The 15630-nt window shown below is 54.2% G+C and carries 15 protein-coding genes; 12 read left to right on the top strand and 3 right to left on the bottom strand.

Translation table 11 applies throughout. The features are described 5' to 3' along the window. Nucleotides 1–83: 83 nt before the first annotated feature. Together NST26_RS32480 and NST26_RS32475 are read left to right on the top strand one after the other, a co-directional pair. Nucleotides 84–674, top strand: coding sequence for a TetR/AcrR family transcriptional regulator (locus NST26_RS32480; RefSeq protein WP_339315016.1), 591 nt, complete (start codon nucleotides 84–86; stop codon nucleotides 672–674). Between the two features lie 76 nt (nucleotides 675–750). Then, nucleotides 751–2148 carry an MFS transporter gene (locus NST26_RS32475; protein WP_340980720.1) on the top strand — a complete coding sequence of 466 codons (1398 nt, stop codon included), beginning with the start codon at nucleotides 751–753 and terminating at the stop codon, nucleotides 2146–2148. On the opposite strand, the gene pdxR is transcribed toward NST26_RS32475, so the two are convergent. After that, nucleotides 2143–3573: a MocR-like pyridoxine biosynthesis transcription factor PdxR gene (gene pdxR, locus NST26_RS32470; protein ID WP_339252438.1), complete on the bottom strand. Its 1431-nt coding sequence runs from the start codon at nucleotides 3571–3573 to the stop codon at nucleotides 2143–2145. The genes NST26_RS32475 and pdxR overlap by 6 nt on opposite strands. Nucleotides 3574–3726: 153 nt before the next feature. Here pdxR and NST26_RS32465 point away from each other — a divergent pair, with 153 nt between their 5' ends. The 4 genes from NST26_RS32465 to NST26_RS32450 all read left to right on the top strand — a co-directional run bounded on the left by NST26_RS32465 (nucleotide 3727) and on the right by NST26_RS32450 (nucleotide 7815). Further along, nucleotides 3727–4275, top strand: a complete 549-nt coding sequence (locus tag NST26_RS32465) for a pyridoxamine 5'-phosphate oxidase family protein (RefSeq protein WP_209868961.1) — start codon at nucleotides 3727–3729, stop codon at nucleotides 4273–4275. 277 nt (nucleotides 4276–4552) lie between these two features. After that, nucleotides 4553–4747, top strand: a complete 195-nt coding sequence (locus tag NST26_RS32460; RefSeq protein ID WP_340957091.1) for a hypothetical protein — start codon at nucleotides 4553–4555, stop codon at nucleotides 4745–4747. Nucleotides 4748–4908: 161 nt separating this feature from the next. Further along, nucleotides 4909–6117 carry a hypothetical protein gene (locus tag NST26_RS32455; RefSeq protein ID WP_339252434.1) on the top strand — a complete coding sequence of 403 codons (1209 nt, stop codon included), beginning with the start codon at nucleotides 4909–4911 and terminating at the stop codon, nucleotides 6115–6117. 174 nt (nucleotides 6118–6291) lie between these two features. Further along, the gene (locus NST26_RS32450; RefSeq protein WP_209868958.1) at nucleotides 6292–7815 is read left to right on the top strand and encodes a malate:quinone oxidoreductase; all 1524 of its coding nucleotides are present in this window, start codon (nucleotides 6292–6294) and stop codon (nucleotides 7813–7815) included. A 119-nt stretch (nucleotides 7816–7934) separates the two neighbouring features. On the opposite strand, the gene NST26_RS32445 is transcribed toward NST26_RS32450, so the two are convergent. Continuing rightward, nucleotides 7935–9089, bottom strand: a complete 1155-nt coding sequence (locus tag NST26_RS32445; RefSeq protein WP_445323354.1) for an MFS transporter — start codon at nucleotides 9087–9089, stop codon at nucleotides 7935–7937. A 145-nt stretch (nucleotides 9090–9234) separates the two neighbouring features. Between NST26_RS32445 and NST26_RS32440 the strand changes: the two genes are divergently transcribed. The 4 genes from NST26_RS32440 (at nucleotide 9235) to NST26_RS32425 (ending at nucleotide 12658) form a co-directional block, all read left to right on the top strand. Next, on the top strand, nucleotides 9235–10125 hold the full coding sequence (locus NST26_RS32440; RefSeq protein ID WP_076080626.1) for a LysR family transcriptional regulator: 891 nt from the start codon (nucleotides 9235–9237) through the stop codon (nucleotides 10123–10125). 64 nt (nucleotides 10126–10189) lie between these two features. Further along, nucleotides 10190–10975 carry a MerR family transcriptional regulator gene (locus NST26_RS32435; RefSeq protein ID WP_340980717.1) on the top strand — a complete coding sequence of 262 codons (786 nt, stop codon included), beginning with the start codon at nucleotides 10190–10192 and terminating at the stop codon, nucleotides 10973–10975. Then, nucleotides 10972–11634: a GNAT family N-acetyltransferase gene (locus NST26_RS32430; RefSeq protein ID WP_340980715.1), complete on the top strand. Its 663-nt coding sequence runs from the start codon at nucleotides 10972–10974 to the stop codon at nucleotides 11632–11634. The genes NST26_RS32435 and NST26_RS32430 overlap by 4 nt, the downstream gene beginning before the upstream one ends. A gap of 4 nt (nucleotides 11635–11638) precedes the next feature. After that, nucleotides 11639–12658: an alpha/beta hydrolase family protein gene (locus tag NST26_RS32425; protein ID WP_340980713.1), complete on the top strand. Its 1020-nt coding sequence runs from the start codon at nucleotides 11639–11641 to the stop codon at nucleotides 12656–12658. 27 nt (nucleotides 12659–12685) lie between these two features. Here NST26_RS32425 and NST26_RS32420 read toward each other — a convergent pair whose 3' ends face one another. Then, nucleotides 12686–13597 (bottom strand): helix-turn-helix transcriptional regulator, encoded by a 912-nt coding sequence (locus tag NST26_RS32420; RefSeq protein WP_339252427.1) that lies wholly within the window; start codon nucleotides 13595–13597, stop codon nucleotides 12686–12688. A gap of 99 nt (nucleotides 13598–13696) precedes the next feature. Here NST26_RS32420 and NST26_RS32415 point away from each other — a divergent pair, with 99 nt between their 5' ends. After that, nucleotides 13697–14173, top strand: coding sequence for a VOC family protein (locus NST26_RS32415; RefSeq protein ID WP_339252425.1), 477 nt, complete (start codon nucleotides 13697–13699; stop codon nucleotides 14171–14173). A 150-nt stretch (nucleotides 14174–14323) separates the two neighbouring features. Then, nucleotides 14324–15580: an acyltransferase family protein gene (locus tag NST26_RS32410; RefSeq protein WP_339252423.1), complete on the top strand. Its 1257-nt coding sequence runs from the start codon at nucleotides 14324–14326 to the stop codon at nucleotides 15578–15580. The last annotated feature ends 50 nt before the right edge of the window (nucleotides 15581–15630 follow it).

The following is a 15630-nucleotide window of genomic DNA, read 5'->3' as shown; positions in this document are numbered from 1 at the left end:
TTGCTAAATTCGGGAGCAGGGTGTATTCTTAGTCTAATATGTCAGTTAGTACTGACAGTCAACTTTTTGAAATGAGGAATATGATGATGGAGAGCAAATCGCTAAGTACCAGTGATAAACTCCTGACCGCTGCCATTGATCTGTTCGCAGAGAAGGGCTACAAGAGTGTGACCACCCAGGAGATTGCGGCGGCGGCAGGCTTAAGCGAGAAGACGCTGTTCCGCCAGTTCGGAACCAAGCTGAACCTGCTGGAGCGGGCCTTCGACCGGTTTCATTATACCGAAGATATGGCCAGGCTGTTCAAGGAGAGCATTGTATGGGATCTTCATACCGATCTGCTGCTGGTCAGCCGGACGTATCATGAGATTATGAACCGCAACCGGAAGATGAACATGATATTTATCAAGGAAGGGGATCAACTCCCCGGTCTTAAGGAGTATAGCAGAACCGCCCCGGAGCAGTTGATGCGGAATCTGACGGATTATTTCAAGGCCATGACCGAGCGGGGGAAGCTGATTCCCGGGAATCCCAGAGTGCAGGCTGTGCAATTTATGGTGATGAATTATGGCGCATTCCTGAACAATCTGGACGATGAGGGGAATTTCACTTCGGTGTCGCTGGAGGAATTCATCACGGCAAGTGTCCAGACCTTTACTAGGGCTTTAACACCCTAGTTGTTTTTTTGAATGAAATGACAGTAAGTACTGACTTACCTTATCGAATAGATATATGGAGAGAGGAGCACCACCTATGAAGAACCATGTTGTAGCCCCTGATATCAAAGGGAATGTGTTAATGCGCGCGCTCGTTTTTATCCTGGTGATTTCATCAATGAATGCGAATATGTTCAATATTGTGCTGCCGACGATCAGTAAGCAATTTGAATTATCTCCATCTCAGGTAAGCTGGGTCATTACCAGTTATATGATTGTATATGCTGTTGGTGCCGTTACCTTCGGCAAATTGACGGAGAAGTACCGGCTGAAGAACCTGTTGACCTATGGATTACTGCTCTTTGTCCTGGGGTCTATGGCTGGCGTTGCCGCCACCGAATACTGGATGATTATTGCGGGTCGTGTAATTCAGGCAGCCGGGGCTTCCGTGATCCCTGCTATGGCTATGATCATCCCGATCCGTTACTTTTCTCCCGAGAAAAGAGGCCGTGCGCTGGGTACGTCTGCCATTGGGATAGCCTTGGGTACCGCGCTGGGGCCGATTATTGCCGGTATGGTCATCAGCGCCTGGAGCTGGCGGATTCTGTTCCTCATTCCGTTGCTGTCGCTGCTGACACTGCCGGTCTACCGCAAATATCTGCAGGATGATGAATCAGGAAAGGCCGGTCCGATGGACTGGCTTGGCGGCATATTGCTGGCTGGGGCGGTAACGGCAATTTTATTGGCATTAACGAGCGGGAGCTTCCCGTTTGCGCTGGCAGCGGTTCTGATGCTCCTCCTGTTTATTCTGCGTATCCGCTCCGCTGCGGCTCCGTTTATCCATCCCGATATTTTCCGCAACAGGCAGTATTCGATCATCCTGATGATTACCTTCTGCATTACGGGCATCAGCTTCAGCTCTCCATATCTCATCCCGCAGCTGCTGACACTTGTAAACGGTCTGTCTCCCGCCTATGTCGGGATCATCATGCTGCCGGCAGCTATCGTTACCACGGTTCTGGGCCGTAAGGGCGGCAAGCTGGCAGATGAGCACGGGAATCCTCGGCTCGTGTATACGGCGGCCTCGCTTCTGGGGATAGGCTTCCTGTGTTTGTCTTCAGTAGCTGGAGGCTCTGCGGTTCTGGTCTCCATCTCGCTGATCTTCTGTGTGCTGGGCCAGTCGTTCATGCAGATTGCTATGTCAAATACGGTTTCGCGGACGTTGACCCCAGAGCAGACAGGAGTGGGGATGGGGCTGTTCTCCATGCTCACCTTCATCTCAGCCGCTACATCGACGGCGGTCCTGGGCAAGGTGCTCGACTCCGGTGCCCAGGCAGCGGCGTTCAATCCTATACCTGGAAATGAGGCTTCCTTTGTGTTTAGTAATATTTTTGCGGTGCTTGCTGTTCTGGTTATTGCGGTGAGCATGGTTTATTATGTGCAGTTTGGGCGCAAGGAGAGCAGATCATCCGGGACCATAAGCAGGGGCTTATAATAACAGCCCGGCCAGCCGGTGAATCCCCTGCTCAATCAAGGTCTCATCCACCTTGGCGAACCCCAGCACCCAACCCTTCCTGCGGCTCTCCAGACAGTAGTGTGCAAGAGGATATACCCGGATTCCCTGCTCCAGGGCTAACCGGGTCACGGCTTCCTCATCGTAGTCTGATTCTGCCTCAAGGAAGACATGCAGTCCCGTCTCTGCTCCGCTCAGGGTGAACCGCTCGGCTAGACCGTTTGCGGTTATCGCCTTGGTGATGGCCTCATGTCTGCGGCGGTACACATTGCGGACTCTGCGCATATGGCGCATGAAGTGCCCTTTTTGAATAAAATGGGTCAAGGTGAGCTGGTCCATCACCGGAAGGTGGCGGTAGGTCAGCTCCTGTACGCGGGCCAGCTGGGCAATGGCCCGCGCCGGGCCGACAATCGCCGAGATACGGATGGCCGGGGCGATCATTTTAGAGAAGCTCATCATATACAGGGTATTATTCGGCGCCTGGCTATAGAGCGTGGGCAGCGGGTCGCCACGGTAGCGGAATTCACTGTCATAGCCGTCCTCTATAATCCATAGCTGCTCCTGCACGGCCTGATGCAGCAACTGCTGCCTGCGCGGCTCTGACATCACGGAGCCTATGGCGCACTGGTGCGATGGAGTTACGAAGACCAGCCGCGATTCCGGGTGAAGCTGGTCAACCACAAGGCCATGTCCGTCTACCGGGACAGGGGCTACGTGCATCCGCCGGTAATTCATCGCCATCCATGCCGCAGGGAAGCCGGGATCTTCCACAGAGACGGTATCTCCTTCCGTGAGCAGGGATTGGGCAATCAGGTCAAGGCTGTGCTGCGCTCCTGAGGTCAACAGAATCTGATTGAGCTCAATCCGTATGCCCCGCTCAAGCAGCAAGTAACGCTGAATCTGTTCCCTGAGCGGCAGGAGACCATAGGGATTGCCGTAGGACCAATCGGATACGTCCATTGCGGCAGAGGCGTGAAGCAGAGATTGCCGCCAGTGGTTCTGGAAGGTCCTATCCACATAAGGCTCGTGGGGGGTGAAATCGATCATCACCTCCTGAGGCTGATGGCCTCCGAACCAGTCTTGCAGCTGATCTACCGCTGAGTTCAGCAGGGGAATTAAAGGTGGAACAGGTCCTTCCGGCACCGACTCCTCCTGTGCCGCTTCAGGAACCGGGTTCCAATGGCTTACCCGTGTTCCGCCCCGCCGGGAGGTTATGGTATACCCTCTGCTCAGCAGTTCCTCATAGACGAGCTGCACCGTGGAGCGGGAAACTCCAAGCTGCTCTGCGAGTTCACGGGAAGGGAGCAGCAGCTCACCCGGGGTCCAGATGCCTTGTGTAATATTGTGAATGGCCTGATTCAGCAGTTGCTGCCAGATCGGACTTGGGTCGTTGCGGTTGACGAACATTGTGAGAAGTCCCCTCCCGTTTGTTGTTTCGGTGCAGTGCCTAAATTATGGATTGGTCGAAACTATGTTCTTTGGATATTTTAGCACAATCCAATAGCTGATATACTACCGAATAACGTATACGCGGAGGACGCGGGAAGGAGAGGGTTCGATATGAATCCGGTTCGTTACAAGGTCAGGGAATGTAAGGATGAGGCGAGGATTGAACAGTTTTTGAAGCAGGCGAGAATTGGGTTTCTGGGATTAGCGGATGGTAATCTCCCGTATGTTGTGCCGCTTAACTATGTGTGGATGGACGGGAAGCTGTATATCCACGGGGCCGGGGATGGAAGACGCAATCAGGTGATGAGTGAGAACTCAGAGGTATGCTTCACAGTCTGTGAGGAGTATGGGACAATCACGAATCCCGTGCCCGCCAAGACGGATACTGCCTATATGAGCGTGATGGTCTTCGGGCAGGCAGAGCCAGTGACGGATCTGGATGAGGCTACGCAGGTCCTGCAGGAGATGATGAACAAGTATGTGCCCGGATACTATAACCGGCCTCTGTCCAAGCAGCATGTCGAGAAATACCGGTCGGCTGTGTACGGCGGACCCGTACAAGTGTACCGGATCACTCCGCAGCATCTGACAGCCAAAGAGAATCCGGTTGAAGCAGAGAGTATGTACAAGGCAGGGACGAATGAAGGGCAGAGCGTGTGATTGCTGCACGGCAAACTAAATAGAGAATGAGCGCTCGGGCCGGTAACGGCCCGGGCTTGTTCGCGTTATGGCATGGGCGGAATGGATGCAAAAAACCGAACACCATTGCGCGGGGCGGGCGATGTGCTGGGGCGGATGTAATCGAAAAACCGATTACAATCGCCGCGAGAGGGGGATGGACGGAAATGTAAGTGGAAAACCGATTACAATGGGCCGGGTGGGGGCGCGTGGGCCAAATGTAATCGAAAAACCGATTACAATGCGCCGCGAGGGGGGCATGGACGGAAATGTAATCGAAAAACCGATTACAATGCGCCGCGAGGGGGGCATGGACGGAAATGTAATCGAAAAACCGATTACAATGCGCCGCGAGAGGGGCATGGACGGAAATGTAAGTGGAAAACCGATTACAATGGGCCTGGTGGGGGCGCATGGGCCAAATGTAATCGAAAAATCGATTACAATTGGATGAGACCGCAGTTGGCATAGGATATGTACAGGATAGAGGGCCGTCAAAGTTGCTGTGAGCCCCAGGATATCGTATGGTTGAGTTAATATAGCAAACAAAGGTAGTATGGAGAATATTAGTAGTATCGAGAATACAGGTAGGATCAAGCAGAGAGGATGAAGCAAATGTCCACAGATAACCAAGCTCTTCCCCCGGCTCCGATTACAGAACCCGGACGGTATGTCCTTGATCTGACGGGGCCCGGTAGCCACACGCTTGACCGCAAGCCCGGTATGGGCAGCTTATCGATCGGCCCCATGGAGTCGAAGCCACAGGCAGAGATGCTGGTCGCTGCGGATGAGCGCATCAACTGGTCCGTCTTCGAACCCTTCGCCACCCCGGCCGGCTCCCCTTGGCCGCGTTATCTGAGCTATACCGGCGTTGACACGGGCTTCCTGGAGTGGGCGGAGCGGCGGCCTATTGAGAGTATAAGCTGGACCCCGGTGCTGCCGGAGGCTGCGGAGATGGATGCCAGCCGGGCAGATATCTACGGCTTGAATATTACAATGAGCCAGCAGTCCGGCGGATTACTCCGCATGAAGCTGCCGGACAAGCTGTACAACCTGAGCCTGTCCGGCGATCTGACCCGCATCTCGGCCTCCGGCCATCTGCCGACTACGTTGGCCTTAGTACCGGATATGAGCCGGCGCAGGAGCGATGCGCCGTACCGGCTGCCGGATCTGGGTGAGCTGCAGGGTGTGACCAACCTGACGCTGAATAGCCCGCCGCTGGGCCAGCCCATCTCGCTGGCGGGTCTGGGGCAGTTTCCGAACCTGGAATCCCTGAGCTTGTGGGGCAGCTTCTGTGATCTTGACGCACTTGCCCGCCTTACCGGGCTGACCAGCCTGGAGCTGCGCTTCATGCCGGAGCTTGACGGTCTGCCTTCGCTGGATACGTGGCCGCTGCTGGACCGGTTCATTGCCTTCAATGTGGAAGAGGCCGGCGGCAAGCGTCTAAGGCAACAGATGAAGGCGCGGGCCAAGATGCGCCCTTGGGATGAGTATGCCTCGGTGAGCCAGCTGAGAAAGCCTGAGTGGTGGGTGAGCGAGTACGGCCGCCCATTCTCCGCCTGGCCGAAGCGTCTGGCCAAGCTGGCGAACGAAGCCTACGATGCTGCACAAGCAGCTATGGCGGAGGCCCGCAATCTTGAAGAGGCGGAAGCAGCCATTACCGCCTTCACCCTGCGCTTCAATTCGCTGAAGGGCATCGAGACTACCGAGAGGGAAGACCTGGGCGAAGCGGTATGGCAGCTCAGCCAGTCAGAGCACCAGCTCGGCCAGCCTATAACAGAGGAAGCGGCGCAGGGCTGGTTCGATGCGGCGCGTGATTATTAATTAAAAAGTTTATAAAAATTAAGATAAATCTTAAAATTTAGTTTCATTAGTGATAAACTAGGATCAGGATTGATCCAAACGGTGTGTGACTTGGTCCGCGCTGGCTTGCTATGGCGCCTAAGCAGGAGTGCCTGCATCCTTCCTGCAAATCGTAGGGTAGAAGGACGGTATAATATGAGCAACCAACAAACAAAAACAGACGTTATTTTAATTGGTGCTGGAATCATGAGTGCAACACTTGGTTCACTGTTAAAGGAATTAGTACCGGATTGGCAAATAACCGTGTTTGAGCGGCGTGCGGGTGCGGGGGAGGAAAGTTCAGGTGAATGGAACAATGCGGGAACGGGGCATTCCTCACTCTGCGAGCTTAACTATACTACAGAGCAGCCGGACGGATCGATTGACATCAGCAAGGCGATTAAGGTGAACGAGGAATTTCAGTTCTCCAAGCAATTCTGGTCCTATCTGGTGAGCCAGAAACGAATACACAATCCGCAGGATTTCATTGTACCTGTGCCACATATGAGCTTTGTGGAAGGACAGAAGGACGTTGCATTTTTACAAAAACGATATGAAGCGCTTTCAAATAGTCCGCTATTTCAAGGCATGGAATTCTCCGATGATCCAAGGCGGCTGATGGAATGGATTCCGCTGATGATGAAGAACCGGAAGCTGGACCAGCCGATAGCGGCTACCAAAATCGATTCGGGAACGGATGTGAACTTCGGCGCACTGACCCGTATGCTGTTCAACCACTTGCAGAGCAATAACACCGATATTAGGTATAATCATCAGGTGGATGACCTGAAGCGCGCGCAGGACGGCTCCTGGGAGCTGAAGGTGAAGAATCTCGCCAGCGGCGTAACAGAGCGTCATAACGCCAAGTTCGTCTTCATCGGCGGCGGGGGAGGAAGCCTGCATCTGCTGCAGAAATCCGGCATACCGGAAGGTAAAAAGATTGGCGGATTCCCGGTAAGCGGACTGTTCATGGTCTGCAAGAAGCCGGAGATTGTAGCCCAGCATCATGCCAAGGTGTACGGTAAGGCTGCTGTGGGTGCGCCTCCGATGTCTGTTCCACATCTGGATACCCGGGTGATCGATAAGCAGGAATCCCTGTTCTTCGGGCCGTTTGCCGGCTTCTCGCCCAAGTTCCTGAAATACGGCTCCATGTTCGATCTGATTACCTCGGTCAAGCCGGATAATCTGGTTACGATGCTTGCAGCAGGAGCGAAAAACCTGTCATTGACCAAGTATCTGATCGGGCAGGTCATGCTGTCCAAAGAACAGCGCATGGAAGCGCTGCGGGAGTTCATCCCGGATGCTAGCAGCGAGGATTGGGAGCTGGTGGTGGCAGGCCAGCGGGTGCAGATTATTAAGGATACAGCAGCCGGTAAAGGCATGCTTCAATTCGGAACGGAAGTGATCAGCAGTGCGGACGGCTCCATCGCCGCATTGCTGGGAGCCTCTCCAGGAGCATCAACGGCCGTCTCTGTCATGCTGGAGGTAATCACCAAGTGCTTCCCGCAGCAGATCAAGGCCTGGGAGCCGAAGATCAAGCAAATGATTCCTGCCTACGGCATGTCCTTGTCCGCTAACCCGAAGCTATTGAACGACATTCATGCTTCCGCAGCGCACACGCTGGGCCTGACGAATGGAACAGATGGGCATGAGCCGCCAGCCGCGGTCAACCATCTGTAGGCAATAGAGAGCGTACGGCTGACCACCAGCCTGTCAGCTCTTATATACATGCAAAGAGGCCATCCCTTGGGATAGCCTCTTTGTCTTCCTGTGTCCATCTCTGAGTACTTCAAGGGCGATCAAGCCTTATGAGTCTTGAACAGCCGGATGGCCAGAATCAGAGCCACCGCTACAGCCGCGAGACCCGCCCAGTTCAGGTGGAGCACAGAGGTACGGCTGATCACATAGCCGCCTAGGCCCGATCCCAGCGCGAAGCCGAACTGGATGAAGGAGGTATTGACGCTCAGGGCCATATCCGGGTTCCGGGGAACCAGGGTGACCAGCAGGAGCTGTTGCGCGGGGGAGATGCTCCAGGTCCCCAGCATGAAGATCATCAGGATCAGGAGGAGGACGATCACATGAACGCCTGCCATTGCGAACAGGAGGAGCGTGGCTGCCTGTAACAGAAGTCCCGTAATTATGGTGAACTTCGATCCTTTGGAATCAGCCAATTGCCCGCCTAACTTGGAGCCCATGAAGCTGCAGACCCCCGCCAGGAAGAGCACCCCGCTGATTTCGGTCACAGACAGTGAGGATGCGGCCTGCAGGTAAGGGGTAATATAAGTGAAGAGTGTAGCGTAACCCCCTACATATAGTAAGGTGATCGCCAGAGCAGTAACAATTCTGGAATCCTTCAGCACAGACAGCTGCATCCTGAGGGTGACGGCTTCTTTTTCTTTGATGGCAGGGACCTTGGCAGAGATGATGAACAGCGGAACAAGGCTCAGCCCCCCGACGATGATGAACAGAGCCCTCCACCCAAAGTGTTCGCTGAAAAAAGTGCCGGCCGGAACGCCCAGAACCAGCGAGCTGCTCAGTCCCATCAGAATAATGCCAATCGCATTGCCTCTGCGTTCCTTCTCCACGAGCCGTGTAGCTACAGCCATAGCGACTACGGTCGCTATGCCCCCGCTTGCCCCTTGGATAACCCGCACCCCCAGCATAGCTTCATAGGGCAGGTTCAGAAGCATCAGCCCGTTGCTGGCAATGAACACGCCGAGGGCGGTCAGCAGCAGCTTTTTGCGGTCCATATTAAGGGTGAGTGCAATGAGAACCGGGGCAATAATCGCTGCGGACAGCGCGAATACGGTCACCATCAGCCCCACTTCAGAGGTGGATACGCTAAGATCTGCCGCCATCATCTCAATGACGCCGGTAATAATATATTCAATCGTCCCGATCAGAAAAACGGCAAGTGCCAGAATATATATCGTCAATCGGTTATTCAAGTTCATTCGCTCCTTGTGGTTTCATATCCTTGTACATGCATAACGGAATCGGCCGCCGTTCTTGTCATCACTCTACGATGCTGCTAAGGTTAAGTCAAAGAAACGTTTCTGAATGGAACGTTCATTTTTTTTGAATGAAGGAGTGACACAGATGGAATTACGCCAACTTAAAACCTTTTATACGCTGGCTTCCACACTCAATTTCGCCCGCGCCGCCGAAGCGCAGAACTACGTTCCCTCAACGGTTACGATGCAAATGAAGGCCCTGGAGGAAGAATTGGGGGTGAAGCTGGTGGACCGGCTCGGCAAAAATGTCACGTTAACCGATACCGGAAAAACGTTCCTGCGTTATGCGGATAACATCCTGTGTATGGTGGAGGAGGCGCAGCACGCGCTCAAGCAGCCCGGCGAGCTGACAGGCACCATCGTGATTAGCGCAGATGAGACATTATGCACCTACCGGCTCCCCGCTGTGTTGCAGAAGTTCCGGCAGCTTCATCCCGGAGTACGCTTGATCTTCCTGCCGCTCGTGAGTCCAAGCCTCAGACAGAGTCTGCGGGACGGGGATGTCGATGTGATCTTCATGCTGGATGAAGTGAAGGGCGAGAGCGGATTTTGCGGAGAAAAAATAAGGGAGGAACGCTTCTGCCTTCTGGCCGCTCCCGATCATCCGCTGGCGTCGCGCCCGGCGCTGGCTATCGAGGATTTCCACGGTGAAACGTTCTTGCTGACGGAGCAAGGGTGCTCCTACCGCAGCTTCTTCGAGCGCAGCTTGTCGCAGAAGGGGATGGCGGGCATTACGGAATTGGAGTTTCACAGCGCAGAAGCCATCAAACAATGTGCGAAGCTGGGCATGGGCATCGCCATCCTCCCTGAAATGGCCGTAAGCGAAGAATTGAAGCGGGGGGAGCTGATCTCCCTGCCGTGGGATTTGACCGCAGTATCTTTTGCCACCCAAATGTTCTGGCATGAGGAGAAGTGGCTCTCCCCGGCAATTGAGGCTTTTATCCATCTGGCCCGGGATCTCGAATCCTCCCCTTGACCTTAGGTCAGACCCAGGGTGTATCGTAGAGCTATTCCAAGCCGCAGTCCGGGGAGTGATTAGGATGAGAAATGAAATAACGATTAGTGAACTGGCCAAGCTGATGAATGTGTCGGTCCACCAGATCCGGTATTTTGAAGAGAAGGGTGTGCTGCAGCCTGCTTATACCGGTGAGAATCAGTACAGAATGTACAGTATGGAACAAGTGTATCAGCTCGCGCATATCCTGCTGCTCCGCAAGCTTGAAGTGCCTGTTCAGTCGATTAACGAATGTATGACCTATAGTCCGGAGCAGCATCGCGGGCTGCTGGAGAACTCTCTCGAAGGAATTGAACAGGAGCTGGCGCGTCTTCAGGAGCTCCGGCAGTTCATCCGTAAAATGTTGGAGGAACAGCAGAGCTACAGCACCTCGCCTGAGACCTTTCAGATCAAGAAATGTAAGGCTACAAGTCTTATGCAGGTGCTGAAGCTGGATTCACACAGGAAGCTGAGTGCAGCGCTGCTTGCGGAGCAGGCGGCAGGGATACCGGATCTGTTCGAATCGGATATGTATTATGTGCTGGAGGAGTCGGGTGCGGTAACCTTGTGTCTGGAGCAGCCGGATGCGGGCGGGGTGATTTTGCCGGACGGGGAGTATCTGACTCTGCAATGTGTGGCCCGCGAGGAGGAGCTGGAGCAGTGGATCAGTCAATTACTGGAGCATGCTGCTGCACAAGTGATTCCTCTCGCGGGACCGCTGGTGGTCATCGAACGTTCTTATCTCTCCCTGTTCGTTCCGGGCAAGCTGCATTATGAGCTGAGGGCCTGCATCTACCCGGCAGCACCTGTGGAAGGGAGAGGTTCCGTATGAGAACGATGCCAACAGGTACAACGTCAATAAGTACAGCGCCAGTAACTATCGAACCTATGGAGGCGAGGTATAATCGTGCGGTGGGGCTGCTGCTGGCTCAAGCTTTTCAAGGGAAATTCCAGAACCGGATCAGGCTGAAGGAGGCAGAGCTGGCAGAGTGCTTCGAGTTGCTGCTTCAGTATGCTCCGGCTGATCCCTATACACACAGGATGGTTGCTGTGCAGCAAGGCCAGGTGATTGGCAGCATCGCGATTAAGTGTACACCTGAAGCCCGCCTTTTGGGGAAAAGGCAGACGCCTCCTTTACCGGGAACCTCACAGCTATTAGGCAAACGGGGCATGATCAGAATGCTGATCGGCCTCTATGTACTAGACCATACCCCGGCAGCAGGCGAGTGTTATATTACCGACCTTGCGGTCCACCCGGAGCATCAGAACAAAGGGGTAGGAAGGCTGCTTGTAGAGTGGGTGCAGAAGCTTGTGGATACAGACCCGGGACTGAATCGTCTCAGCCTGCATGTATCAGCCGGTAACCCGCATGCCCGTAAGCTATACGGGAAGTGGTCCTTCCACACGGAAGCCCGGGAGACACGTTATACCCTGTACTTATTGTTCAATGAATTGCGCTGGGAATACAGGGTTCAGCAAAGGGGCGGATAAAGAAATGAGGGCAACGAAGACACTATGGATATCTCTGCTAATTGTAGTGCTGGTCCTTGGCGGTGCGGGGCAGTATATTGTGCAGCAGAACCGCTTTGAGATGACGGAGCAGGCCATCGAGATTGCGTCGCCCGAAGGCAAGTTGACGGGTACGCTGGTACTGCCTAAGGAGGCTTCGCAATCTTCCGGCAAGCTGGGACTTGTGCTCTTCATCCATGGGGACGGGCCGATTAATGCCTCGCATGATGATGGATATAAGCCGCTATGGGAGCGGTTAGCCAGTCTGGGGTATGCCTCCTTGTCTCTTGATAAAAGAGGGATCGGCGGTTCCGCAGGCGATTGGCTGGATCAGAGTATAGATGACCGGGTGGAAGAAGCCCGCGAGGCTATTGCATGGGCCCGGAAGCAGCCGGATATCGATCCGGACCGGATCGGGGTGTGGGGCGCCAGTCAGGCAGGCTGGGTGATTCCCAAGCTGGCGGGCAAGGAGCCGCTCGCCTTCAGCATCCTGGTCTCCCCGGCTATTAACTGGCTGCGCCAGGGTGCCTATCATACCCGGCAGCAAATGCTGCAGGAAGGGAAATCGGAAGCGGAGATTCAAGCGGAAGTGGCATCTAACAACGAGGTTTTGGAGCTTTTGGCGCAGAAGGCGAGCTATGAAGACTATCTGGCTGTAGTGAAGGAAGATGACCCGATGACGCGGGAGCGGTGGACCTTTGTCAGTAAGAATTACCTGTCGGATGCAGGGGAGGATCTTAAGCAATTCCATTCCCCGGTGCTGTTGCTGCTGGGCCAGCAGGATATTCATGTAGACTGGCAGGAGACAGAGCAGGTGTACCGCAAGCTCGTCCGGCCGGAGCTGCTGAGCGTGGCGGTCTTCCCGGAGGCTGAGCATTCGATGCTGAGCAAGAAGACGGCGGATTCCAGCTTCAGAGCGCTCATGATCAGCCTCTTCGCCCCACGCCACATTACAGTTCCGGGCTATATGGATCGGATTGGGGAATTTCTTAAGGAGCTGGAGTAGCAGCCCGCTCCCTTAGCACCGTAATTACTACGTATACCGGCTCATCATTTCAAGCAGGTACTTACGGAATTCTTCACGGTAGTCCTTCGGCTCCATAATCTCCAGATGGGTGCCGAAGCCTGCCAGGAATTGATATCCGATCGGGTGATGCGGAATATAGAACGTAGCCAGCAGTTGTTCCGCGTTATAGGCTTCGATGCTCTTGCGGCCATAACGTTCAATGAATTGATCCTTAATCCCCGGCGAGATCAGCGCCTTCACTTCGGTTAACTGCGGCGGAACTTCAGCCTCCCGTGCCTGATTCAGCATATCCGCTCTGGGGCTGAAGGTCTGTTTCTTCCGCTCCAGCTGCTCCATCCGGGAGAGCTTGAACATCCGCGCGCCCATCCGCTCCAGGCAGAAGCCCTTCAGATACCAGCTCGATTCACTGAAATGAAGTTGATAAGGCTCCACTGTCCGTGTCGTGGGAGTACCTGTTCTATCGGTATAGTCAAAAGAGAGCAGCCAGCTCCCGGCGATGGCCTCCTGACAGAGCTTCATGGCTCCGGCAAGCTCCGCGCGTCCCTCCCAGCCATAGAAGGACAGCTGAACCGACCCTTTAGAAGCGAGCGGGCTAACCATCGCTTCTATTTTTCGTAGCGTCATGGCAACGTCTTCGCTGATCAGAATTTGCTCCAGCCCGCCGAGCGCAGCCAGTATATTCTCCAGATCGGAGCTGCTCAGCAGCCGCTTGTCCATCTTGTATTCTTCCATAATGCCGTAGCCGCCCTGCACGCCGGGTGTGGCGTATATAGGAATGTGCGCCAGGCTGAGCGCTTCCATATCGCGGAGAATCGTCCGTTTGGACACGCCGAATAATTGTGCGAACTCTGAGCTGGGCACAATATCTTTTTTGAGCAGAATCATGATGATGGTAATCAGCCGCTCCACCTTGTCCATCCGGTTACCTCTTTCTTGAGTTGAGTACGAAACGGTGACATATAGCCGTCACCTATCGTGTATTATACTACATTTATCTTACGAAGGAGGTTATGCTCAATGTCAGCGATTGCTTATCTTAATTTCGATGGTGTTGCCGAACAGGCGATTGAATTCTACACAGAGGCTCTACAGGCCACCCAGGTGAAAAAGGTCAAATTCGGAGATATGCCGCAGGACCCGAACTATCCTCTGTCCGAGCAGGAGTCAGCGATGATTATGGAATCCTCTATAGAATTCGCAGGCGGCAAAATTATGATGTCCGACCTTCTGCCCTCGATGCAAGCGGTAATGGGAAAGCTGGTGAAGGGGAATGCCATGCTGATCAGCCTGGTGATGGAGGACAAGCAGAAGCTGGAAGAGTACTTTAAGGGCCTGTCTGCGGGCGGACATGTCATCATGCCTTTATCCGCTACACCATGGTCTTCGTGCTTCGGCTTGCTGGTGGACCAGTATGGTGTAGGGTGGAAATTCAACAGTGATGCCGAGCAGTTTCTGGATGCGATTATGGAGGGGAATTCAAGTAAATTGCAATAATGGGACGTAAATCACAGTTTGTAAAATTTTCTCCTCTAAAGCCCTAAATCGTTGAAGGAATTGGCCTGAATCTATGGAAAGATAGAGTACCTGAGACCAGTCTGCGTCATATATTCAGGAATTCACTCATGAAAAGAGGAATTTGAGCTGATGTCAACGATTCGTCTGGGCAATACCCGGCTAACAGGAGCGGATGGCGTTCGTGCGATCGCCTGCCTGTCAGTCATCCTGCATCACTTGTCGCAAAAGCTGATCATGCCCGCACAAAAGCCCTGGCTGCAGGAGCTGCAATCCGTGCTGCTTCTGGGGAACAGCGGGGTCAGCTTGTTTTTTCTGCTAAGCGGCTTCCTGCTGTCGTTTCCCTTCTGGAGTGCATATCTCGATAACAGGCCGTATCCGAGTTTGAGGACGTACACCCTGCGCCGTGCCGCAAGAATTATGCCCGGCTTCTATGTATCCCTGCTGGTCTGCCTGCTCCTGACCTGGAGGCTGGATATTCCGATGGAGTACTTAGGGCGGCGTATTGTCACAGCCTTCACCTTCACATCGGGCTTCCACTATACCACGTTCTTCCCCTCCGACTTGAACGGCCCGCTCTGGTCGATCAGCTTCGAGGTCTTCTGCTACCTGCTTATGCCCCTCTTCATGGCTGCACTATTCATGCTAGGCAAACTTCATTCCTTTAGTAAGGCGATCATGTTCTGGGTCGCCATATTTGGGTTGGTGCTGGCCGCCAATGCCCTCATTCATCATTGGTTTACACCAGGCGAGCAGGGCCGGGGCTGGGACTACGGCCAGGTCGGCGGAGCGAAATTCTGGATGCCCAACTACAATCCGGTCGGCTTCTTCGGCCACTTCACCATCGGCATTCTGGCGGCGGGCATCACGAATGCCTTGCTGCAGCGCCGCTCCAGAGTGGAAAGGCTCAGCAGGCTGGGCGTGTTCGATGCGGCTGCTGCGCTCGCACTTGGCCTGGCCGGCCTCCTGATCTGGCGGATGCGCCACGCGGGCGAATTCGATTTCAGTCTCCAGCAGCAGCCGTATCTGTTCCCGGTCTACGCCATACTATTTGGCATTGTGCTATTCACAGCACCGTTCAGCCGGGTGGCCGGGCGTGTGCTGGATAACCGCTTCTTCCGGTTTACGGCGAAGGTCTCGTTCGGCCTGTACATATGGCACTACCTGTTCATTACTCTGATCGAGAAGTACGGGCTTCAGGATTACCACTTTGCCGGGGTCAGGGATGTGTGGCGCTGGCTGGGCATCAGTATGTCTGTTGTGGTCATTTCGTATGCAGCGGCCACTATTTCGTATTACGCCATAGAACAGCCGTTCATTAACTGGTCTAAGGGCAAGCCGCTCTTCCGGCGCAAGCCGAAGGATAAGCCTGCGGAGACGGCAGCCTAATCTTCACCCGACTGTTGACTTTGTGAAATCCCCGTGATACATTGTGTATA

The sequence above is a fragment of the Paenibacillus sp. FSL R7-0128 genome (assembly GCF_038002245.1).
Lineage (GTDB): Bacteria > Bacillota > Bacilli > Paenibacillales > Paenibacillaceae > Paenibacillus_AQ > Paenibacillus_AQ silagei.
This window is presented reverse-complemented; position numbering and strand designations above follow the sequence as displayed.